The organism is Priestia sp. TRN 1309 (assembly GCF_050846875.1).
Classification (GTDB): domain Bacteria; phylum Bacillota; class Bacilli; order Bacillales; family Bacillaceae_H; genus Priestia; species Priestia zanthoxyli.
The window spans coordinates 630,997-654,373 of record NZ_JBOZGM010000003.1 but is presented as its reverse complement, the minus strand read 5'-3'; the positions used below and the strand labels follow the sequence as shown (position 1 = coordinate 654,373).

Here is a 23,377-nt window from a genome sequence, read left to right as displayed (position 1 = left end):
AAACTAAGTAGCGACAAATGTTTGTTGAAAGTCATCAATAATCTCGGAAAATATATTTGTTATAGCAGATCTATGTTTGCTGCGCAGAGTCCGGGATAGTTCAATTTGAAACGTATTAAAATTATGACTGTAACCTGTATAGTTCCTATTGTCACCTTGTCTGTGAAAGGCAATTGATTCGTTTCCAACAAATTTATTATCAACTATTACATGGATTTTTGGTAACGAATCTTCAGCTTTTTTAGTCAAGGCCTGTTGAAACCAATCTTTAACGTCCTTTGAGCAAGATTGTCCTTTTAAAGTCCCCACTTCAATTGCATAAGGTCCGTAATGTGTATCCTTCATTCCATGAAAAGATAAATGCAAATAGGGTGTTAAAAGGCAATCATTACTATCTATTATCTTTAAAGATTTGATAATTTCTTGGATTGTTCTTCTATATTCTTGTATCCCCTCGTAGTTTGTTTTATTTAGGTTTCTATTTAAATCTGCTACGGTTCTAGAAACCGTACTAACGATTCCTGCACATCCTGTTTTCTTGACTAAATTCTCTACAATTTTATCCGTAAATAAATCAGCAGCGGGTGGTTCTGCATGAAGTGCATCCACATGACAGCTCATAAAGCCGGTTCCTTTATTGTATTTTAAGTAGTTTCCATGAATGAATTTTAATGTCATTGACTATTTCTCCTTTTATATCGTTTGAAATCTATCCTTTCTATAATAAATGCAGTGAAAATAAAATCGGTGAATTATTACGCGTGTTAAATACATACATAAAAAGTTTTTAGATACGGTGGAAATAAATAGATAAATGTACAGGAGTATTTTGTATAGTTACATACTATATGAGTAGCTGATTATTGTTATAGGGCATTAAAGTAGCAAAATACGATAGAAAGTTCTAATTAGGAGGCTTTAAAATGGATCCAATGAGAGAAGAGTTAGGGATATTATCTGATAAAGAAATGACGTTGCAAACTCTTAATCTGAATAATATACCGTCTGTTGAATTAGTTGACCCAAAAACCTGTTCATATCCAGTGATAGGGAGGAAATATGGTCACCATAGCGGAAGAGATATTGTTATCGTCAATACAAAGGATCAAGCAATATATGAAGGATATGATTATTTTACGAAAATATATGCAATAGACAAAGAATATTGTCTAGAAGTAGAAGGACTGAGCGTAAAAACAGTACAAGTAGTGACCAGTGAACATGTAGTATTTAATGAAATACCCATTCGAACGCAAGCCTTCGGTTGGAAATTAGAACAGATAAACAGCATGGATGTACCGGAAATGCTGATGAACGTAGCCATTCGAGCGCTCTACGTAACAGGAGCTAAAAGCGGCTTTGTTAAAATGGGTGTATTAGAAAATGGAGAGTGTATCGTCACAGATATTAACTCATCAGAAAGCGAATGGATAGAAAATCCGCTAAAGCCTAGTGTTCCTTTTAGCATGGGTGCTGATGTTGAGTTTATGTTAAGTTGTGATGGAGAGCTTCTACCAGCTTCTACTTTCTTTTCTGTTGAAGGTCCGGTAGGTTGTGATGAAAGGCAAATAGAGCAAGATAGCGGTGAGTATGCATTAGTAGAAGTTAGGCCTGAAAAAGCGAATTCATCAACAGAGCTATTTCAGAATATCCAAAAATTAATAGAAAAAGCATCTGCACAGGTACCATATAAAAACGTTCATTTTCGGGCAGGAAGCATGCCGTTTTCAGGGTATCAATGTGGAGGGCATATTCATTTTGGCATCCCGCTTTCTTTATCTTTATTAAGAGCTCTTGACCACTACCTTGCTATTCCAGTAGCGCTGATAGAAGAATCTAAAACCGCTAAACTTAGAAGGAAAACGAACCATGGAGGCCTTGGACGCTATCGTGAGAAACCGTATGGATTTGAGTATTTAACGTTAAGCTCTTGGATTATCGACCCTAGAATTACTCTCTCTACTTTAGCTCTTGCTCAGCTAGTTGCTACCCATCATCATGAATTAAAAAGCGAATTTTTATTTCATCCACTTACGCAGCGTGCCTACTATCAAGGGAATAAAATCTTTCTTAAACGGATGTGGAAAGATATCAAGGCGAATCTTATGAAAACATCTAGCTATCCACACTATCAAAATGAACTATCTTTTCTATTTGAAATGATCGAAAAAGAAATTTCTTGTGATGAATCAAATGATATTCGCAGCAATTGGAATGTAAAGATTTCTAAAGAAATCTATAATCGCGGATATATTATCCAAATCCCCAAAAAGCTCCGTTTAAAATACGGCCTCAAAGAGGGGCAGTCTACAATTGTTAGTGCAGGAAAGGCAATATCAACCGCAACTGTTCATTCTTACCCTTTTTCATTTCGCCATCCAAATATGGTTCAACTCTCTAAATCTCTCCGTGATAAACTATCTCTCCCAAAAGATTGGTGCCCCAAGCTATCAGCTTCAGAAGGTATCATAACTTTAGGTCCTATCATTGGCATTCTTGCTAACCGTCCTTTTGAAAGACAAACAACTTATTTCCACCATTTATGTCGCTTAGCAAATGAAAAGCGAATGCTTGTATATGTGTTTGAACCCGAAGATATTGATTGGGAGAAAAAACTGGTTAAAGGAACAACCATTAACGGTGAAGGGCTTTTTCCTTTTCCTGCTGTTATTTATGATCGTTATTTCATAGATGGTAGAAAAAATATTTTAATAGATGAAGTAAGGGCAAAACTTCAGGCGATTTATAAAATTCCTTTTGTTAATTCTTCAAATTTGTTTCAGCTTACGGGAGATAAGTGGGCAACATATCAACTTCTTATGAAAGAATATGAAGAATTTCTTCCGGAGTCACGTCTAGTAAAAAAACCTGCTGACATTGCAGAAATGCTTGATAGCTACGGAGAAGTTTATTTAAAACCGCTTGGCGGAGCCTTAAGTAAAGGAGTCATGCGCATCGTTCGCCGACCAACAGGCATCTTTTGGTTTGATCTTAATAAAAAAGAGCTTCATCAATTCAGTAATATGGAAGAACTATTTACTTTGCTCTCTCCTTTGATGAAAAACAATCCTTATCTTGTTCAAGAAGGAATTCGCAGAAAGCAGCATAAAGATAAAAATTTAGAAATACGGGTTTATATGCAAAAAAATGAAAAGCAAATTTGGCTTCGAACGGGTATGGTTGCGCGCCTCACCGGTGAAGATGTGCTAACGGAAGATTCTGAAACGAATATGCGCCTCAGTAAAATATTGAATAGTTTATACCCTGATCCAACAGACAGAAGGCTCGTTATAAACCAACTAGCTAAAATATCTAAAAATATTGTTGCAACAGTAGAGGAGAAAGTGGGCCCTTTTGGGGAGCTGGCAGTAGATTTATGTATAGATCAGTATGGTTCCATAAAGTTACTCGAAATAAATGCAAAACCAGATAGTCTATTCTCACAAATTAGAGCCTATAAGCTGCGTACTTTGGCGGGGATTCGTCTGCTCAATTATGCATCTTCACTGGCGGGTTACGAAGAAGAAAAGGAGGATTTAACATGAAGAACTTCACATTAAATGAAATCCTTAAACAAACGGGGGGAGACCTTTGTTATGGATCAGGAAATCCGGTTATTAAACATGCTATAAACTACGCTAAAAGAGATATAGAGGATCATACACTCATCTTTCATTTAGATAGAGAACCGATTAGAGGGAAGTATTGGAAAGAAAATCATTCAATCGTCGTTATAACAGATCAACCCGAGCTGTGCACGAACTTAGGGGGAAATATTATTCTTGTTAAAACAGCTCAATTAGAAGATGCTTATTGGAAATTTATCGAATACTACCGAGGGCTTTTTGATCTTCCTGTTATTGGTGTTACAGGAACTTGTGGAAAAACGACCACGAAAGAGATGATCCGACAAATATTAATTGAAGATTATAAAGTGAAAGCTACGTGGATGAGTATGAATTCTATGTCTGTAAATCTACGTTATTTAACAGGTATTGATGATACGACGGAAGTAGCTGTTTTTGAGATGCCGGTCGCTTATCCAGGCTATCTAAAAGTTGCGTGCCGCTACTTTCAACCGCAAATACGAATTTTATTAAATATAGGCGTACACCATCTCGCTGATTGTGAAACGCCTGAAGAATACATGAAAGCAAAAGCTGAAATTGTAGAAGGCTTAGATCCAAATAGCGGCATTTTGATTTTAAACGCAGATGACGAAAATATTAAGAAAGTACTTGATGTGAGTCCTTTTAAAGGCGTTGTATATATAGGTAAAAATGATGGTTCCCAATTTCAGGCGAAAGATATTAAATATGCCAATGGAGGAATGGCTTTTACTTTAAAACACAAAAACAAAGAGTACAATGCCTTTATCCCTGGATATGGTGAACATAATGTTTATAACGCACTTGCTGCCATTGCTGCTGTATTTTATGTGGGCGTTGATATTTCTGTTGCCATACAAAGACTTAGCTTATTTGAACAAGTAGAAGAACATTTGGAATTTAAAAGAGGAATGAATGAATGTACGGTAATTAATGATACATGGAACTCTTCACCTTTATCAATGGCTACAGCTCTTAAAGTTCTTAGCGATATGTCAAAAGAGAAACAATCTATCGCTTTATTAGGCTACATGCCTCAGCTAGGAGAAGGGCCTCATGCAATTAAACAATACGAAGAGATGGGAAGAAAAGCAGCGGAATCAAAAATTAACATTCTGGTTGTAGTAGGAGATGAAGCAAAAGCTATCGGAACAGGAGCTTTAAAATATGGAATGGATCCTAATAAAGTTTATTTTTGTAATACCGGCGACGAAGTATACGGTGTTTTAGCTCCTTATTTAAATGAAAATACAATACTTCTATTAAAAGTAACGCATCGTGTTATGAAAAAACCTACTTTTAAACAATTAAGAAATACACTCATTCCAGACAACGAAGAGTAAAAGGAGGATAGAAATGAAGAAGACTAAACAGCTAAGAGAGTTGATAGAAAGTAAACAGCTAGAGTTTATTATGGAAGCTCACAGTGCGCTATCTGCAAAGATTGTAGAAGAAGCCGGATTCAAAGGGATATGGGCGAGTGGCTTGTCATTATCTGCAGCACTGGGTGTAAGAGATAATAACGAGGCTTCATGGACACAGGTATTAGACATCTTAGAGTTTATGAGTGACGCAACGTCCGTTCCAATTCTTCTCGACGGCGATACAGGCTATGGGAATTTTAATAATGCAAGAAGATTGGTTAAGAAATTGGAGCAGCGAGACATTCCAGGAGTGTGTATTGAAGATAAACTGTTTCCAAAAACAAACTCATTTATTAAAGGTGAAGCACAGCCGCTTGCAGATATTAATGAATTTTGCGGCAAAATTAAAGCAATGAAAGACAGTCAAAAAGATGAAGATTTTGTGGTGGTATCGCGCGTAGAAGCTTTTATTGCAGGGTGGGGGCTGAAAGAAGCTTTAAAGCGTGCAGAAGCTTATCGCCAAGCGGGAACCGACGCCGTTTTGATTCATAGTAAAAGGTCAGATATGACAGAGATCGAAGCTTTTATGAAAGAGTGGGGAAACAGGCTCCCAGTTATTATTGTTCCAACCAAATACTATTCGGTTCCAACTGATAAATTTAGTGATTTAGGAATTAGCTTGAGCATTTGGGCTAACCATAACTTAAGGTCTTCCATTACGGCTATGCAGAAAACGTCCGCTCAGGTTTATTATGATCAAAGTTTGATTAACGTAGAAAAAAAGGTCTCTCCGCTTGAGGAAGTTTTTCGCCTTCAAAAAGCTGAAGAGCTCGATATGGCAGAGAAACTTTATTTAAGCTCTGCTAATCATAGCACAAACGCTATGATTCTGGTAAAAGAATCAGCAAATGACGCTTTAATAACTGAACAAATAAATCAGTTAAAAAAAGTCGGCGTGACAAATAGTATAAAAGTAGACAGTAGCAAAGCTATGGAAGATAAGGTATCTGCTAATAGAGGAGAATTATATCCTCTTTATGCTGCGAGGGATAAGCTAGGAACGGCTACTTTAATAAGCGATAGTAACATCGTGTATAAAACACATGTTTTTGAGGAGTTAATTCATGAAAGTGGCGATATCACTATCGTAGCAGGAGCCGATTACGAGTTAAAAGGAAATCAAACATCTTATGTAACCGCTAAACTTCCCTATTCCAAACAGCTGTATTCCAAAACAGTAGACTTAATTCAAATGTCGTGCAATCCAAACTCTAAAAACATTCATGGTGAATTCATTGGTCTTTGGAAAGTTTCCGGAAAAGGCACTGAGGTTGTAAAAAAAGCTTTGGAAGAACTGGCACAAAGAAAAGATTTTGCTCAGCTCACGTTCTCTGATTTCTTTAATTATATTAATCTAATTCATCCGGTTGCTGTTAAATATACGATGGGGTCATGGATAGATACGGAAACGTATACAAAGATTCGAAAAGATGGTGGCAAAAATGATTAGTACATCATCATTTGGGAATCAATTAAAAAAACTAGGTTTTCAATTTTATAGCGGGGTGCCTTGTTCGTATCTTAAACCTCTTATTAACTACGCTATTAACGAATGTGAATACGTTGCAGCAGCAAACGAAGGAGAAGCGGTAGCGATTGCTGCTGGTGCATCAATTGCTGGTAACAAAGCGGTTGTGTTAATGCAGAACTCCGGATTAGCAAATGCTGTTTCCCCTTTAACCTCTCTTATCCATCCATTTAAAATTCCTGTCCTTGGATTTGTCAGCTTGCGAGGAGAACCTGGATGTCCAGATGAACCGCAGCATGAATTAATGGGAGAAATTACTCCTGCCCTGCTAAATACGATGAAAATAAAATGGGAATATTTATCTTTTGATGTTGCGGAAGTTAAAAACCAATTACAGCGGGCTAATCAAGCTGTTGAAAATAATGAAAGCTACTTTTTTATTGTAAAAAAAGGAACGTTTGAGCCAGTTAAGCTTTTAGAACAATCAATCAAAAACGTTGCTTCTAAAATGAAAAGTGAACAGGTGGCAACCAACGAATTACCTTCAAGGTATGAGGCATTACAAGTAGTTAATTCATTAAAAGACAACGATACTATTCAATTGGCTGCTACAGGAAAAACTGGCCGAGAGCTTTACGAAATAGAAGATGCTAGAAATAATTTTTATATGGTTGGATCTATGGGATGCGTTAGTTCCATTGGTTTGGGTTTAGCTTTGAGCAGAAATGAAAAGAACATTATTACGATTGATGGAGACGGAGCTTTGCTTATGCGCATGGGAAATCTAGCAACCAATGGATACTATTGTCCGGAAAATTTATTACACATTCTTTTAGATAATCAAACCCATGATTCTACAGGGGGACAACATACGGTCTCTCATAACATTAATTTTGTAGATATTGCTTCTTCCTGTGGGTATCACCATTCCATTCATGTTCATAACTTAAATGAGTTAGAGACGTATATAAAACAGTGGAAAAATGATAAAAAATTAACGTTTTTATATCTTAAAATAGCGAAAGGATCTAAAAAGAACCTGGGGCGTCCTGAAATGAAGCCTTATGAAGTCAGAGAAAGACTGCAGGTGTTTTTAGATGATTAAAACAGCTGTTATTCTAGCTGCAGGGATGGGGAGCAGAATTCGTAGAAGAGCTGGAAATCGCCCTAAAGGTTTTTTGATGATTGATGAAAAATCGATTATTGAACATTCCATTTCGAAGTTAATAGAAGCGGGAGTTAAGACGATTTTTATTGGAACAGGTTATATGAAAGAAGAATATGAAAAATTAATGAATAAGTATCCTCAAATAAAATGTGTTAATAACTCCAGATACGAAACAACAGGAAGTCTGTTTACACTCTATCAATTTAAGGATCATATTAAAGACGATTTTTTACTGTTGGAATCAGATGTAATTTATGAAAAGAGTGCGTTGAAAACATTAGTAAACCATTCGAGATCAGATGTCATACTAGCGAGTAAATTGAACGGTGCTGGCGATGAAGTGTATATCGAAACTGATGGAAATAATAACCTTAAGAATATGTCAAAACAAAAAGAAGAGTTGAGTAGTATCTATGCAGAATTAGTTGGTTTAACCAAACTCTCTTATGCTACATTTCAGAGACTGTGTGATGAAGCAAATACGCTCTTTCAGTTTAGTCAAACGATCGATTATGAATATGGCCTCGTTAAAATTTCTGAAAAAACAAATGTGTATATTCATAAACTGGACAATTTAGCATGGTGTGAAGTGGATGATGAGGATCACTGGGTAAGAGCAACTACTATTGTTTATCCGATTATTAAAGCTCGAGAAGGTATTCCACACGCTGTTAAGAGAAACATACTCCTAAACCCGGGACCGGCAACTACAACAGACACCGTCAAGTATGCTCAAATAGTGGAGGACATTTGCCCGAGAGAAAAAGAATTTGGAGAGACGATGGAATTTATCTCTGCTGAACTAACAAAATTTGTTGGGAATCCAGAGAAGTATACTACGGTATTATTCGGCGGATCTGGAACGGCGGCAGTGGAATCGATTTTAAGTTCAGTAATTGATAACGGTACTGTGGTTATTATCAATAACGGTCCATACGGTGAGAGAATGTGTAAAATCGCCGCGGTTTATGGGCTGAATTATGCAGAATATAAAAGCTCCGCCGAGCAGGCTATTGATATGAACGACTTAGAAGCTTTTATAAAAAAGATTTCAACGAACGTTTCTTATCTGGCACTTGTTCACTGTGAAACTTCAACAGGGCTTCTTAATGATATTGAACAAATTGGGGAATTTTGTGCCGTGAAAAATATCGAGATGATTGTGGATGCAATGAGTTCGTATGCAGCTGTTCCGATTGACATGCAAAAAATGAATATAAGCTATCTGGCCGCAAGTGCAAATAAGAACCTTCAAGGAATGGCAGGCGTGTCGTTTGTTATAGCAAATAAAGACCGGTTAGAAAAAACGGAGCAAATGAAGCCTCGTAACCTTTATCTTCATTTATATGATCAGTATCGCTATTTCCAAATGAATAAACAAATGCGTTTTACTCCTCCTGTTCAGACTATGTATGCCTTAAAGCAGGCAATTATAGAAACTCAGTGGGAAGGAATTGAGAAACGATATGAGCGCTACTCAAAATCGTGGACTACTTTAACTGATGGAATTACTCGGCTTGGGTTAACCTATTTGGTTCCTAAAACACATCATTCTAAAATTATTACCTCTATCATCGAGCCTTCCGATAAAAAGTATAATTTTGATATTATGCATGATTTTTTTTATAAACAAGGGTTTACCATTTATCCTGGTAAAGTTGATAAATTAGAAACGTTTAGAATAGCAAATATTGGTGATATCACATATAGAGATATAGAAAGATTTCTTCACCTTCTTGAACAATATCTTAAAGCTTTAAAAGGAGAGTGAGAAAAAGTTGAATCAAAAATTAGCTGTAGCAGTTATGGTAATCAATCAAGATCATCACGTGCTTCTAGTCAAAAACCATAGACGGGGATGGGAATTTCCTGGAGGTTTTGTAGAAGCAGGTGAATCGATAAAGGATGCGGGTATACGGGAAGTTAAAGAGGAATCTGGAATTGTTATTGAAGTGACCAACTTTCTTGGAGTAGAGCAAGATGTTAAACGATCTACTACTGTTATTTTATTAAAGGGAAAAGCGATTAGCGGGGAAATTTCAGTTTCTAGTGAAACGCAGGATGTAGGATATTTTACGTTCGAAGAAGCAAAAGGCATCATTAAATTAGATAACTTTAAGGATCGAATGGCTAGATGTCTAAATGAGACTGAAATACCTTTTTTCTATGTTTTAAAAGACACGGATTCCTTTTACGTATAGGCGGAAGGTTTCTGTGTTGTGATAGATGTGCGGGGTGAACTCGATTAAAAAAACTCTCATCGTCATGCGCAGCGATGAGAGTTTTTTTATCAGTAAAAGTATCGTTGCTTATTCAGCCGTCGCAATTTCTTCTTCTACATCATGGTCTTCTAAATTAGCATTTAGAAATTCACTTGTTTCCGATAAATTGAGATTTAATTTCGTTTTTTTGCAAATTTGAATGGTAACATCCTGAACGGAGACGTCTAAAACATGTCCACCTTCTTTTTTATATTCATCAATAAAGTGCAGGTGATACCCGGGAACACCGATGCCTGAAGAATATTCTGGCGTGTAAAAACCTGCTAGTGTTCCATTTACATCTGAAGATGTAAATGTAGGCTGATCAGCAGCTGCATCTACCATGGAAGGATAGGGTTTCTCTTGCTTTGCAACAGTGCGAGTTTTTACTTCTTTAAACTTCCCGTCAATGCGTACTGCATAGAATAAATTCGGACTGGGAATAAGCTCGTTCATTAAGGTTTCTAGTTGTTCACGGTTCATTTCCTCTTCTACACGATAAGAGATATCTTCATAAAAGGTTGTCATAATGGCAAAAGGTGTTTTTGCATCTTCACTAATAGGTGCGGCTTTCCCATCAGCAATGTGATAAAATTCTCCGTCAAAGGCAATCATTTCACCATCCAGCTGATTAAACGTGCCGATGCCGAAATCACCTTTCTTAGCTAAATCCCTGTATGTGACAACACCGTCAAATACTCCGTCCAATAAAGCAATCATAGTGGAAGTTTGGTGAATCGTTAATTTTTCTTTATTGCTCATTCTTTACTCAGTCCTTTCAGTTAATTTGATCTGGCAGTAGCTGTGTATTTAATTTTTCATTATCTTTATAATCTACAGGCACGTCGATGATAACGGGGCCTTGTTCACGAAAAGCGCTTGCTAGAGTGTCCGAAAATTCTTCTGGTGAGTTCACTCTAAATCCTTTGGCACCAAAACTTTCAGCAAGCGTAACAAAGTCTACACTCCCGAACTCTACCGCAGATTTTCGGCCATATTTAATCTGCTGTTGAAAGCCAACCATATCGTAGGTTCGATCGTTCCAGATAATGTGAACAATTGGTAAGTTTAACCGAACAGCTGTCTCGAGCTCCATAGCTGAAAATAAAAACCCGCCGTCTCCAGACATGGACAGAACTTTTTTATGGGGGCGAACGAGTGCAGCTGAAATAGCCCAAGGCAAAGCAACACCTAACGTTTGCATGCCGTTGCTGAATAGTAAATGCTGAGGTTCATAGGAACGAAAATAACGAGCCATCCATATGTAATGCGAACCAACGTCACATGTGATGGTAGTATCATCTTCAACAAAGTCCTGCAGAGCTTCAATTAACTGTAGGGGATGAAGGTGAGTGTCATTAGAAAACTCGTACTGATCGTCAGGTTGTTCAAGTTTGCTTTTTAGCGTTTTTAAAAAAGAAGCACTTTCTTTTGAACGTATTAAATGTGGGAGTTTATCCGTTAATATGTCGATGGTGCTTGGGATATCCCCTACTAACTCAATTTCCGGCTGATAATGGTGGTCAGCTTGTGCTTGTACATCATCTAAATGAATAATGCTTCTTTGACTTTCTGAGTTCCAAAGAGAAGGAGGGTATTCAATTGGGTCATATCCGATTGTTAAGACGACGTCAGCATGCTTCAATAAGACGTCTCCAGGCTGATTGCGAAAAAGACCTACTCGTCCAAAAAAGTGAGTTTCAAGCTCTCGTGAAACAGCTCCCGCACCTTGGAACGTTTCTACGACAGGAAGGTCATGTTCTGCTACGAGTTGACGGATTGATTCCACTGCTTTAGATTTACTTGCTCTCATACCTAAAAGTAAAACAGGTAGTTTTGCTGTGCGAATAGTGTGTATAGCTTGGGCAACAGCGTCTAAATTAGCAGCGCCAATCGTAGGAGTTTTTAGAAAGGATAGAGTGGAAGCTGATGTTTCGCCATCCATTACATCCTGCGGCAAGCTGACAAAAGATGCTCCTGAAGGAGAAGAAACAGCTTCACGAAAGGCGTCTGTTATCACTTCTGGAACGTTTGCAGCATCTTCTACCTCAACGCTGAATTTGGCGATAGATTTAAATAGTCCTTCATTGTCCATTGATTGATGCGTCTTTTTTAATCGATCTGCTCTTGGAACGGCTCCTGCTAGGGCTACCACTGGATCACCTTCAGAAGTAGCAGTGACAAGGCCAGTGGCTAAATTAGCGGCACCTGGACCTGATGTGACAAGGCAAACGCCCGGCGTACCTGTCAATCTTCCCATAGCAGCTGCCATAAACGCAGCATTTTGTTCGTGGCGGCAAACAATTACTTCCGGTCCTTTTTCTTTCAAAACATCAAATACGCCATCAATTTTGGCTCCTGGAATGCCAAAAATATAAGGCACATTCTGACTTGCTAAACTTTCTACTAGTAAATCGGCGCCTTTTTTTGTTTCGGTAGTATCAGCATTACTCATCATGCATTCTCTCCTTTAAGTTTCTTAAATAAGTTTTAAGGCCTACTGATTGAATACCCAATTTGTATGACAACTAACCAAAGGAAAGGAGAAGGTTTTAATTTTCTAAATAAAAAACTTCCCTAATTAATTAGGGAAGCAGAGATGTACCTATTGCGAATAAAACACATCTGTTTTATCTGTAGGTTTATGGTACTTGGGGGATAGCAAGTGAAAGTCCTACGCGGCTCTTATTTGGTATGGTTAAAAAGCTTTTGGTAACGAACAATTTTTTGATCTAGCTTTTGACTTAATTTTAAGATCTCACCGTGAGAATAGCTGCTTGTTTTCTTAGCTAATTGGTAAATATCTGATTGTAAGGCTCGAATTTCTTTTTCTAACTGTGGTTGCTTCATTGAAATCCTCTCCAAGTCAGAATACTTCTATCTTCTATCTTTTATCTAATAGTATGAAATTCCTTCATATTTGTAAAATGTTTTTTGTTTTGAAAAATATGAAATAGGTAAAGAGCTGCTGACAAGCTTTGTCGAACACTTTTTTTACCTATTTTCAACAAATATGATATACTAAGGCTAGGAAAAATGACAATCCGGAGCGCACGTTCAGTTATTCTTAACAAGCGAATGAATTCTTAGCTTTGACAAGTTTAACTTGTAAGGTGAAGAAATTCATCACATAATCTTATTAGATCTGAACCTTGTTAGCCCGGATGAGGATTTGTCGAAAACGATTCACTAGAAAAAACCTTCGAGACCGCCAACTCGGAGGTTTTTTTATTTTTGTGTATGGGAAGTAAAAAAAAGACATAGACTAATAAAGAAAAAGGTCCTGCACCCATAATCGGCCGTAGTTGATTACACCTTGTCCATTTCTGCAAGGAAGCTGTCTTTTTACTATAGGGAAGTGCCGCCAAACACCATTCCCTAAAGACAATCAGCACACGAGCCTTATGGATGAAGAACCCTTTAGACGATACTTATCGGTGATTACTTATTTTACTACTGGAAAAATAGCAAAATAAGAGCGACTATGGCTCCTAAAAGCTCCACGTAAGCCGTTAGGAGCTGAACATTCTCAGCATCTAGGAAAAATGACTTGAGGATTCGTCTCAGACTATCCACCACCTTTTTTTTCCTTGCGTGAGTTCCCAAGGGAAAGAAAGGGGACGACAGTGCTTCTTTATTTTAACAAAAGTAGGAAATGATAAGTAGATTTATTTGAAGTGTAAATTAAAAAAGCATGTAAAATACATGCTTTTTTAATTTGGGTAAATTTCTTTTATGCGTCCGACTTGTCCATCTGTTAAACGAACTTTGATACCGTGCGGGTGAAAGCTTGAATTGGTCAGAATGTCTTTGACCGTTCCGTGTGTAAGTTTTCCAGAACGCTGATCTGCTTTTAAAACAATGTCGACTTCAATTCCAGGGGCTACGTCTTTTCTATTTTGTCCGTTCATTATACACCTGTTCTCTTTCGCTGATTATTCGTTTTTTTGGTTTGTTGACTCGTCAGCTTTTTGGTTGCTTGATTGGTACTGCCGTTCTTAGCTTTACTTGAAGATTGATTTTTCTTATTAGCAAGCTGCTGTTTGATAGCATCTTGAAGGCTAATTTTCTTTTTAAGTTGTTCTGTCATAAAGGTTCCTCCTGAATACGTACATCGTCTGAAAAAACAAAGAAAGTAAGGGAATGAAAAAGCTGACTATCTAGTCAGCTTTTTTTAATTAGAAACAGTGACTTCTTCTACAGGCTGCATAAGTACAGCTTCTTTATCAGGGTACGTTTTTTCAATATGATGTTCTCCCCAAGAGCATAGTGAATCAAGAATGCTTTTTAAAGACCATCCGTAATCTGTTAAAGAATATTCTACTCGAGGCGGCATTTCATTGTACATTTTTCTAACAATGATGCCGTCTGCTTCAAGCTCACGAAGCTGCTGCGTTAATACTTTTTGTGTAACGCGCGGCATAATTCTTTTTAATTCTCCAGGGCGTTTTGTCCCTTTAATTAAGTGGCAAAGAATAACGACTTTCCACTTGCCTCCAATGACTTCTAGTGCCGCTTCCACTGGAATATTATATTTTTTCACGTTAACAACTCTCCTTGTTCTAGAGATAACGGTTAAATGCATGGTTTCGCATTTTTTCTGATGTTTATCATACCACTATAGCGCAGAATTTTCTAGGTGTAAGCATTTTTTTAGAATACCCAATAGTTCATGACTTTAGTATTTACGCTTATTGTAACCTCCAGGTACCTATATCACTTGAAAGTGCGTACTTTTTCTTTGGTTCTACATCGCTCATAATAACAATTGTTGATGGCCGGTTAGCGAATATATGAAGGGTACCTAAGCTAATCAGCTGTAAGAGAAGCTATTATAAAAAGTTATTATAACGAACAGGAGGCGTTAAGAAGTGAATACACTTTCACAAACACAACAAAGTAAAAAAAGCGGTGCTTTGCCGCTATTAGCGCTAGCTATTAGCGCCTTTGGAATCGGGACAACAGAGTTTGTTCCAGTAGGTTTATTATCATCGCTTGCAGATGATTTAAATATTTCCATTACACTAGCAGGGTTATTAATTTCAGGGTACGCAATGGGAGTTGCATTTGGAGCGCCCGTATTAACAGCATTAACAAGTAAAATGAGCAGAAAATCATTGCTGATGCTATTAATGGTTATTTTTATCGTAGGAAACTCAGTAGCAGCTTTATCAACAAGCTTTGGGCTGCTGCTTATAGCACGAATTATTACTGCATTTTCACACGGGATTTTCTTTTCTATCGGTGCGACTATCGCTGCTGATTTGGTGCCGGAAGATAAGCGGGCAAGTGCCATTGCTTTAATGTTTACAGGTTTGACAGTTGCAACTGTTACAGGTGTTCCACTTGGTACATTTATCGGACAAGCTTTCGGCTGGAGAGCAACATTTTGGGGAGTAGCGTTACTTGGCGTTATTGCCATTATTGCCAGTGCTCTTTTAGTGCCTAAAAACTTAAAAGAAGCGCCGCCGGCAAAGTTTAGTGATCAATTAAAAATTTTGAAAAACGGGCCGCTTTTACTATCGTTTGCTATTACTGCTTTAGGTTATGGCGGAACGTTTGTAGCTTATACGTATTTAGCACCTATTCTTGAAAAGTTAACAGGATACGCACCAAGCGCAGTTAGTATCTTGCTATTAGTATACGGCGTAGCAGTAGCCATCGGAAATACGATTGGAGGAAAAGCTGCGAATAAAAATCCGTTAAAAGCATTATTTTGGATGTTTTTAATTCAAGCCGTTATCTTAGTTATTTTATCGTTTACTGCATCGTTTAAAGTAGCGGGAACAATTACGATTTTTGCCATGGGCTTATTGGCATTTATGAACGTACCTGGACTGCAAGTGCTGGTCGTGAACTTAGCTGAAAAGTATGTTCCTTCAGCAGTAAACGTAGCCTCTGCGCTGAATATTGCTGCATTTAACGTTGGAATTGCTATTGGTTCTTTTGTAGGCGGCCTGATTGTTGATTCCATTGGTCTTGTTCATACTCCTTGGATTGGAGGAGTGATGGTTTTAGGAGCGGTCTTATTAACCGCATGGAGCCGCTCAATAGAAGCAAAAGCAAAATAAAACAGAGATCATCGCCTTTTGCGATGATCTCTTAGCTATAAAAGGAGAGGAAGCAAATGACTGCATTTCAACATCATAAGGCGTATCGTCGTATGTACAAGGAGAATGAGTTAACGTTAGGTTTGCATATGCCGCTTGAAAATTATCAGTATGCCACGCCTACGATGGAGAAACAAGTAGAGCTCACGCAGCTTGCAGAACAATATGGATTTACGAGCTTATGGTTCCGTGATGTCCTTCTTCAAGATCCATCATTTGGCGATCCAGCCACGGGTCAAATTTATGATATGCTTATTTATTTGACTTACCTTGCCAGTCAAACAAAAGAAATTGCTCTCAGTACATCTGCTATTGTGCTGCCTTTACGCCATCCGCTTCGTGTAGCTAAAGAAATGGCAACCATTGATCAGCTTTTTCCTGAGCGTTTGATTATGGGCGTATCCTCTGGAGACCGTCAAGCAGATTTTCGAGGGTTAGGTATTCCTCATGAAGAAAGAGGAAAGCGATTTGCAGAGGCTTTTCATTATTTAGAAGAAGCGTTAAATAAAGAATTTCCATCTATCCAGTCTGCTTTGGGGTCCATTCAAGGAGCAAATGTTGTTCCTAAGCCAACGAAACGTATTCCAACGATGATCACGGGATACAGCCAGCAAAATATGGAGTGGTTTGCACAGCATGGAGACGGCTGGATGTATTATCCTCGTCATCCGCATTTTCAAGCAGAAGCCATTAAACAGTGGAGAGAACTGGTTGATATCTATCATCCAGGCGTTTTTAAACCTTTTACACAACCTATGCATCTAGATTTGGCAGAAGATCCAAATGAAATGCCAACGCCAATTCGTTTAGGATTTCGAGCAGGGCGTAATACATTAATTGAGCTTCTTTCTATTTATAAAGAAATAGGAGTTAACCATCTCTTTTTTGCTCTTTTTGATAGTAAGCGTCCGGCTGAAGAAGTCATACATGAGCTTGGTGAAGAAGTGCTTCCGCATTTCCCATCTCATATGTAGCAAACAAAAAGAGGCTGAGACAAAAGCAGTTTACTTAAAGGAAAATCCGAACGATGAATCGTTCGGATTTTTTCATTTATCCAATTCGCTCATCTTTAGATTCCAGATTCCATTGATTTCGTTATGTCTAACGCTCTTTTTATATAGATTTCAAGTTATAGGATATATAAGAAATATGTATTAGAGTTATTGATTCTATGTTCTTTATAATAAAAGTATCCATTATCTCCTTGGGTGATATAAAGTCGAAAGGAGAAACACGATGAGTGTTGCATTTCTATTTCCAGGACAAGGTGCACAATATGCTGGTATGCTTCATGATATAAAAAATAAATGGGGATTAACGACTACGTTTGAAGAAGCAAGTGAGGCTTTAAATCAAGACGTATTATCGTTAGATTCGTCAGAAAAATTAAAATATAATAAAAATGTTCAGATATGTCTTTTTATTGCAGGAGTGGCTACGGCTAGGTCGTTTAAAAACAAAGGTTACTCGCCAGACGTGGTAGGAGGGCATTCAATAGGGGCGTTTGGAGCAGCAGTTATATCTGAAGTGTTATCTTTTAAAGAAGCTCTTTTTCTTGTGGGAAAAAGAGGGGAACTGATGGGAAATGCCTATCCTGATGGTTATGGTATGGGGGTTGTAATGGGACTGCGCGAACATCAGCTTCTCTCTATTGTACATGAAATATCCACCGATGCAGCTCCTGTTTACGTAGCGAATCTAAATGCTCCTGATCAAATAACGCTTTCTGGCACCTTAAAAGCAATTGAGGAAGTTCTTGAAAAAGCATCTAAAAAAGGGGCTAGGAAAACCAAAATGCTTCATGTAAAGGTGCCTTCTCACTGTCCTCTTATGGAAGGAGTTTTGAGCGAATTACGAAAAATAATAACGGAAGTGAAAGGAAAAGACCCGATCGTTCCTTTTATAGGTAATTGTAAAGCTCGGAAATTATGGAAAGCTGCTGATATTAAGGAAGATCTGGCAGCGAGTGTTGCCCTGCCCGTCCGTTGGCATGATATGACGGAAGTTATGTATGAAATGGGTACAAGATTATATATTGAAATGGCTCCAGGAAGAGTACTAACGGATTTGACTGCTAAGAGCTTTCCGGGAGCAAGGGCTATTTCTGCAGCCGAATCTACTATGAAATCTGTGTTAATTTTAATGGAGAAAGAAAAAATGTAAGCGCATTAATTTAGGAGTAGAAGAAAGGAGCTAGAACATGAGTGGAATAAAAAAAACTTCAAAATCATGGACAACCCGCCGAGATCAAAAAGCAGCTCGCCTTGCGAAAATAGACCAACTTCTTAAAGGAAAGTTATTGGATAATGAACACATTATTGAAGCGTTAGAATTGCTTATATCACCCGGAGATAAAGTAGTGCTTGAAGGAGACAATCAAAAGCAAGCATCTTTTTTATCAAAGGCGCTGAATGAAGTAAGCGCTGATAAAATAAACGGTCTTCATATGATTATGTCTAGTATTTCACGCCCGGAACACCTCGACATATTTGAGAAAGGAATTGCTGAAAAAATTGATTTTTCGTACGCCGGTGCTCAAAGTCTTCGCGTATCTCAAATGATTGAAGATGGCACGTTGAAAATGGGAGAAATTCATACATATCTAGAGCTTTACGGACGCCTTTTCATTGATTTAATTCCCAATATTGCATTAGTGGCTGCCGATAAAGCGGATGCACAAGGTAACTTATATACAGGAGCAAATACGGAAGAAACGCCGACGATTATCGAAGCAACAGCGTTTAAGGACGGAATTGTCATTGTGCAGGTAAATGAACTTGTTGAAGAACTTCCGCGAGTTGATATTCCGGCTTCTTGGATTGATTGTATCGTCGTGGCCAATCAGCCTTATCAATTGGAAGCTTTATTTACCCGAGATCCTCGTCATATTACAGAGCTCCAAATTCTAATGGCTATGATGACGATTCGAGGTATCTATGAGCGCCACAGCGTACAATCATTAAATCATGGCATTGGCTTTAATACAGCTGCAATTGAGCTTTTGCTGCCTACCTATGGAGAAAAGTTAGGGCTGAAAGGTAAAATATGCAAGCACTGGGCTCTGAACCCTCACCCTACGTTAATTCCGGCTATTGAAAGCGGATGGATTGAGAGCGTACACTGCTTTGGCGGAGAAGTAGGAATGGAACAATACACAGCAGCCCGTCCAGATGTATTTTTTACAGGACGCGACGGCAGCCTGCGCTCAAACCGTGCGATGTGTCAAGTCGCTGGTCAATATGCGGTAGATGCTTTCGTGGGATCAACTTTGCAAATAGATGGAGAAGGAAATTCTTCTACCGTCACATCTGGACGTTTATCAGGGTTTGGCGGAGCGCCTAACATGGGGCATGATCCTAGAGGCCGACGGCATTCTACGTCTGCTTGGTTGGATATGATGAACGATAAGCATGAATTAGCAAGAGGCAGAAAGCTAGTTGTACAAATGGTTGAAACCTTTCAATCAGGAAATGAGCCTGTTTTCGTTGAGTCTTTGGATGCGGTAAATGTAGCTAAACAAGCAAACTTAGCTACTGCTCCTGTCATGATTTACGGGGATGATGTGACACATGTCGTGACTGAAGAAGGAATTGCTTATTTATATAAAGCACAAAGCTTGGAAGAAAGAAAAGCAGCGCTTGAAGCAGTAGCGGGGGTAACGCCTATAGGGTTACGGCACAACCAAAATAAAGTGGAAAGAATGCGCAGAGATGGCTTAGTGGCTTTTCCGGAAGATTTACAGATTCGCCGTACGGAAGCAAAGCGTTCGCTGTTAGCGGCGAAAAGTGTAGAAGATTTAGTAGAATGGTCAGATGGTTTATATAATCCGCCTGCTAAATTTAGGAGCTGGTAAAAAATATGCGTATTCAAGAAGAGCCAAAAACAACTGTGTTTTCTTCATGCCTGATAGCTAAAATGGCAGTTACCGCTTTGGTTGATGAAGCGGTACTTACACCTAAGCCGGGGCTTGTAGATGCAGCAACAACTGGATCTCATCAAGATATGAATATTGAGACGCTGCTAGCCTCTGCTTATGCTTTACAACCGACCTTCTCACAGATTGCATTATATAGTCAAGGAAAGCAGCCGAGTCAGATGCTAAGGGAAGAAATTGCTCGAATTGGACGCGAAGGTGAACAAATTATGTACGCGGCTACGGATGGTGTCAATACACACAAGGGAGCTATTTGGGCATTAGGTCTACTTGCTTCTGCAACAGCGGTTTGCGGTATTCAAGCATCACCTGCATCCATCACAGAAGCTGCAGGAAAAATTGCTCGTTATGCAGATCGCTTTTGTACTCTGCATTCATCTAATGGACTTCGTGTGAAAAAAAAGTATGGCGCAAAAGGAGCGGCTGGAGAGGCGAAGCAAGGATTTCCTCACGTGATTCATATAGGCTTGCCTGCTTTACATAAGGCTCGCAAGCTAGGCATACATGAAACATCAGCGCGGATTGATACTTTAGTAACACTAATAGCCAATCTTGATGATACGTGTATTTTGCATCGTGCTGGTCCAGTTGTATTAGAGGAGGTTAAAATGGCGGCATCCAATGTGTTAGAAGTTGGAGGGGTATCTACATCAATAGGAAAACAGCGGCTGGAAGCGTTAGATCATATTTTTCTATCATCTAACGCTTCTCCAGGTGGAAGTGCAGATTTGCTGGCTGCTGTATTATTTTTAGATCGAATATCTCTTTTTAAAGAATCATAAACGTCTGCAGGGAGGAGTGAGTGGCTAATGGAAACGTTAGTGTTTAAATACAAAGCCGATCGAAAGTTAACTCAGCGCGCACATGTAGGCGTTGTTGGTTCAGGGGATTTAGAAATCTTAATGGTTCCTTCTGATGAAGAACATGCTCACGTATCAGTACGAACAGGAAGTGAAGGGTTTAGTGAAACCTGGAAAGCCGTATTAGATCGGTTTTTTAGTGCTCATATGATTCAAGCGAAAATTGTAATTAATGATTTCGGTGCTACGCCCGGTGTAGTCGCTTTGCGTCTTGCACAAGCTTTGGAGGTGAGTGAAAATGGGAGTGAATAATCAAAGCTTTATTGAGTTAAATGGAAGAGAACGAGCCCAGGCAATCTTAGATCAAGGTACATTTCGTGAGCTGCTCGGCCCTTTTGACGGGATCGAGTCGCCTCATTTACCTAAGCAAAATATTGTTCCTCAAAGCGATGATGGTGTCATCATAGCAAGTGGGCTAATAGCAGGGGAGCCAGCAGTTGTCATTTCAATAGAAGGAGGATTTCAAGGGGGAGGCATTGGTGAAGTATCGGGAGCTAAAATTGCAGGAGCTTTAGAATTAGCTCTTAATAATCACAAAAAAGGTGTTCCTGTTAGACCTGTTTTTCTATTCGATACAGGAGGGGTAAGGCTGCAAGAAGCGAATTATGGACTTTTGTCGATATCTGAAATTGGCTCAGCGGTAGTTGCTCTGCGTGAGCATACACCTGTTGTCGGAGTTATTTCAGGAAATGTAGGCTGCTTTGGAGGAATGTCTATCACTGCTTCACTCTTTAGTTATCTCATTATGACAAAAGAAGCAAGGTTTGGTCTTAACGGCCCGGAAGTGATCGAACAAGAAGCGGGGGTTGAAGAGTTTGATGCAAGAGACCGAAGCTTAATCTGGAAAACGATTGGCGGTATTCAACGCTATGAAACGGGGTTTGCAGATACATTAGCACAGGATGATGTTACTGCTATTCAACGAGCGGTTCAAGAGACGTTTCAAAAAAAAGAAAAAGTAGCTAGTAAAACAGAACAAGTAGATTTTTATAGGCATTTGCTTAGCAAGGTTGATCCTTCAGAAAAAATGGCTCCTTATCAATTTCAAGAATTGTATAAAGCAACAAAAAATGAACATATCCCTTCAGCAGTCTCTTACTCGTTGAACGAAGTTCCAGGTAGCATGCCTAACAGCCGCGGTCGCGTGTGGATTAACGCTTTAATAAATGATGAAGAAGCAGATTTTGAAATTCCTTCCGTTCTTTATAAAGACGCACTGCTAGGAAGAGAAAAGGTCCGATATATATCGGTTGTACCTAATCCTTATAATCGTTTCTTACGTGCACGAAAAGGGGAAGTAGGACTAGATGAAGGATGGGCAATTGCTAAGCACGTTCGTGAAGTAATACAAGAAGATCGAAATCAATCTCCGCGCCCTATAATTGCCATTGTGGACGTACCGAGTCAAGCGTATGGCTATCATGAAGAACTTCTAGGTATTCACTATGCTTGCGCTGCTGCAGCTGATGCTTATGCAGCAGCGCGCTTAGCAGGTCATCCGGTTATTACGTTAATTGTCGGAAAAGCAATTTCAGGAGCATTTTTGGCTCATGGATACCAATCGAATCGAATTTTGGCTTTAAAAGACGAAGGAGTGAATGTTCACGCCATGTCCAAACAGTCGGCAGCGCGCATTACTAAAAGAAGTATAAAAGAACTTGAGGAAGCTTCAAAGAAAGTCCCGTCCATGGCTTATGATATTAAATCATTTGCTTCACTTGGCGCTTTATATGAGCTGGTTAGCGGTATTCAAGCAGAGCAGCCCACAGAGCGCGACGTTCAAATGATTCAAGATATTTTAATTGGAGCAGTAGAAGATGTTCGCTGTGAAGGTGTATACGATTTAAGCAGCCGGCTGCACAGTGAGCAAGCAAGAAAGGAAGGGCGAAAAGCTTCTTTATGGGTAAGAGGTGAGTTGGAAAAACAATGGAATATATAGCTCATGATTTGCTTCAGTTAAAAGAGGAAGCAAAGCTTATCAGTTATACACCTATCCCCGAGTGGGTGGAATATTCATTAGTCAAGGCTCCATTTGTAGTGGTAAGGCGTGCTGTTCACCGAGATAAACTGATACCTATTGGAGTAAGAGGAGAACGAAGGAATCAGCGTTTTGGTGCTTTTTTATCTGAGGAGGCCATTAAACAAACAATTAGGCCGGAAAATCTCGTTTCATTTTTTCAAAACGCCCAGTCTAGAAACATGCCAGCTATACGCGCTTTGGAAGAGGTGGCTATTATTTTTGAAAAATTTGCGTGGGGACCAACCGGCAGTGTAGGGTTCGAGCTTGCAAGCGGTGAAGAAGTTGTCACGACAACCAGTGATTTAGATGTACTTATTCGCCTTTCTTCTTATTTGTCGGTGAAACAAGCGGAAATGATAGTCAGTAAGCTAAAGAGATGCCCAGTTTCTGTAGATGTACAGGTAGAAACAGAAAAAGGAGCCTTTTCTCTAGCGGAATACGCAAAAGGCGAAGAGACGCTGCTTCTGCGTACTGTATATGGTCCTGCCTTAGTAAAACTGAATCAATTAGCATAAAAGACGGAT

21 protein-coding genes are annotated in these 23,377 nt (G+C 38.9%); 14 read left to right on the top strand and 7 right to left on the bottom strand.

The window, feature by feature from the left end; all coding sequences use genetic code 11:
- Positions 1-3: 3 nt before the first annotated feature.
- Entirely contained in the window at positions 4-678 is a 675-nt protein-coding gene (locus tag ACRPLQ_RS15445) for a hypothetical protein (protein ID WP_047751627.1), read from the bottom strand.
- A 245-nt stretch (positions 679-923) separates the two neighbouring features.
- On the opposite strand from ACRPLQ_RS15445, the gene ACRPLQ_RS15440 reads away from it, so the two are divergent.
- The 6 genes from ACRPLQ_RS15440 to ACRPLQ_RS15415 are packed head-to-tail and all read left to right on the top strand — an operon-like array spanning position 924 to position 9,869.
- Positions 924-3,545: a putative amidoligase domain-containing protein gene (locus tag ACRPLQ_RS15440; RefSeq protein ID WP_176344635.1), complete on the top strand. Its 2,622-nt coding sequence runs from the start codon at positions 924-926 to the stop codon at positions 3,543-3,545.
- A complete protein-coding gene (locus ACRPLQ_RS15435) occupies positions 3,542-4,951 on the top strand; it encodes a Mur ligase family protein (RefSeq protein WP_034269446.1) in 1,410 nt (469 codons plus the stop codon). Before ACRPLQ_RS15440 ends, ACRPLQ_RS15435 begins: the two co-directional genes overlap by 4 nt.
- A gap of 13 nt (positions 4,952-4,964) precedes the next feature.
- Entirely contained in the window at positions 4,965-6,482 is a 1,518-nt protein-coding gene (aepX, locus tag ACRPLQ_RS15430) for a phosphoenolpyruvate mutase (protein ID WP_432236153.1), read from the top strand.
- Positions 6,475-7,605, top strand: coding sequence for a phosphonopyruvate decarboxylase (gene aepY / locus ACRPLQ_RS15425; RefSeq protein WP_165635488.1), 1,131 nt, complete (start codon positions 6,475-6,477; stop codon positions 7,603-7,605). The genes aepX and aepY overlap by 8 nt, the downstream gene beginning before the upstream one ends.
- Positions 7,598-9,439, top strand: coding sequence for a 2-aminoethylphosphonate aminotransferase (locus ACRPLQ_RS15420; RefSeq protein ID WP_047751622.1), 1,842 nt, complete (start codon positions 7,598-7,600; stop codon positions 9,437-9,439). Before aepY ends, ACRPLQ_RS15420 begins: the two co-directional genes overlap by 8 nt.
- A gap of 7 nt (positions 9,440-9,446) precedes the next feature.
- Positions 9,447-9,869: an NUDIX hydrolase gene (locus tag ACRPLQ_RS15415; RefSeq protein ID WP_034269458.1), complete on the top strand. Its 423-nt coding sequence runs from the start codon at positions 9,447-9,449 to the stop codon at positions 9,867-9,869.
- Positions 9,870-9,977: 108 nt separating this feature from the next.
- On the opposite strand, the gene budA is transcribed toward ACRPLQ_RS15415, so the two are convergent.
- The 6 genes from budA to ACRPLQ_RS15385 form a co-directional block, all read right to left on the bottom strand.
- Positions 9,978-10,691 (bottom strand): acetolactate decarboxylase, encoded by a 714-nt coding sequence (budA, locus tag ACRPLQ_RS15410; protein ID WP_028412303.1) that lies wholly within the window; start codon positions 10,689-10,691, stop codon positions 9,978-9,980.
- A gap of 16 nt (positions 10,692-10,707) precedes the next feature.
- The gene (gene alsS / locus ACRPLQ_RS15405) at positions 10,708-12,387 is read right to left on the bottom strand and encodes an acetolactate synthase AlsS (protein ID WP_165635489.1); all 1,680 of its coding nucleotides are present in this window, start codon (positions 12,385-12,387) and stop codon (positions 10,708-10,710) included.
- 227 nt (positions 12,388-12,614) lie between these two features.
- Entirely contained in the window at positions 12,615-12,779 is a 165-nt protein-coding gene (locus ACRPLQ_RS15400; RefSeq protein ID WP_080754377.1) for an aspartyl-phosphate phosphatase Spo0E family protein, read from the bottom strand.
- An 863-nt stretch (positions 12,780-13,642) separates the two neighbouring features.
- On the bottom strand, positions 13,643-13,840 hold the full coding sequence (locus ACRPLQ_RS15395) for a YwbE family protein (protein WP_013055498.1): 198 nt from the start codon (positions 13,838-13,840) through the stop codon (positions 13,643-13,645).
- Positions 13,840-14,019, bottom strand: coding sequence for a hypothetical protein (locus tag ACRPLQ_RS15390; protein WP_028412301.1), 180 nt, complete (start codon positions 14,017-14,019; stop codon positions 13,840-13,842). The genes ACRPLQ_RS15395 and ACRPLQ_RS15390 overlap by 1 nt, the downstream gene beginning before the upstream one ends.
- Before the next feature lie 84 nt (positions 14,020-14,103).
- Positions 14,104-14,472: a winged helix-turn-helix transcriptional regulator gene (locus tag ACRPLQ_RS15385; protein WP_013055500.1), complete on the bottom strand. Its 369-nt coding sequence runs from the start codon at positions 14,470-14,472 to the stop codon at positions 14,104-14,106.
- A gap of 328 nt (positions 14,473-14,800) precedes the next feature.
- Between ACRPLQ_RS15385 and ACRPLQ_RS15380 the strand changes: the two genes are divergently transcribed.
- From ACRPLQ_RS15380 to ACRPLQ_RS15345, 8 genes are all read left to right on the top strand, one after another.
- On the top strand, positions 14,801-16,000 hold the full coding sequence (locus ACRPLQ_RS15380; RefSeq protein WP_014461498.1) for an MFS transporter: 1,200 nt from the start codon (positions 14,801-14,803) through the stop codon (positions 15,998-16,000).
- A 56-nt stretch (positions 16,001-16,056) separates the two neighbouring features.
- Positions 16,057-17,013 carry an LLM class oxidoreductase gene (locus tag ACRPLQ_RS15375; protein ID WP_155008517.1) on the top strand — a complete coding sequence of 319 codons (957 nt, stop codon included), beginning with the start codon at positions 16,057-16,059 and terminating at the stop codon, positions 17,011-17,013.
- A gap of 262 nt (positions 17,014-17,275) precedes the next feature.
- Positions 17,276-18,202: an ACP S-malonyltransferase gene (locus tag ACRPLQ_RS15370; RefSeq protein WP_432236152.1), complete on the top strand. Its 927-nt coding sequence runs from the start codon at positions 17,276-17,278 to the stop codon at positions 18,200-18,202.
- Between the two features lie 37 nt (positions 18,203-18,239).
- The gene (mdcA, locus tag ACRPLQ_RS15365) at positions 18,240-19,892 is read left to right on the top strand and encodes a malonate decarboxylase subunit alpha (RefSeq protein WP_154973544.1); all 1,653 of its coding nucleotides are present in this window, start codon (positions 18,240-18,242) and stop codon (positions 19,890-19,892) included.
- 5 nt (positions 19,893-19,897) lie between these two features.
- Positions 19,898-20,755, top strand: coding sequence for a triphosphoribosyl-dephospho-CoA synthase (locus ACRPLQ_RS15360; protein WP_028412296.1), 858 nt, complete (start codon positions 19,898-19,900; stop codon positions 20,753-20,755).
- 27 nt (positions 20,756-20,782) lie between these two features.
- Positions 20,783-21,085, top strand: coding sequence for a malonate decarboxylase subunit delta (locus ACRPLQ_RS15355; protein WP_028412295.1), 303 nt, complete (start codon positions 20,783-20,785; stop codon positions 21,083-21,085).
- Positions 21,072-22,772 (top strand): biotin-independent malonate decarboxylase subunit beta, encoded by a 1,701-nt coding sequence (mdcD, locus tag ACRPLQ_RS15350; RefSeq protein ID WP_033578098.1) that lies wholly within the window; start codon positions 21,072-21,074, stop codon positions 22,770-22,772. The genes ACRPLQ_RS15355 and mdcD overlap by 14 nt, the downstream gene beginning before the upstream one ends.
- Positions 22,760-23,368 (top strand): malonate decarboxylase holo-ACP synthase, encoded by a 609-nt coding sequence (locus tag ACRPLQ_RS15345; RefSeq protein WP_154973543.1) that lies wholly within the window; start codon positions 22,760-22,762, stop codon positions 23,366-23,368. Before mdcD ends, ACRPLQ_RS15345 begins: the two co-directional genes overlap by 13 nt.
- The last annotated feature ends 9 nt before the right edge of the window (positions 23,369-23,377 follow it).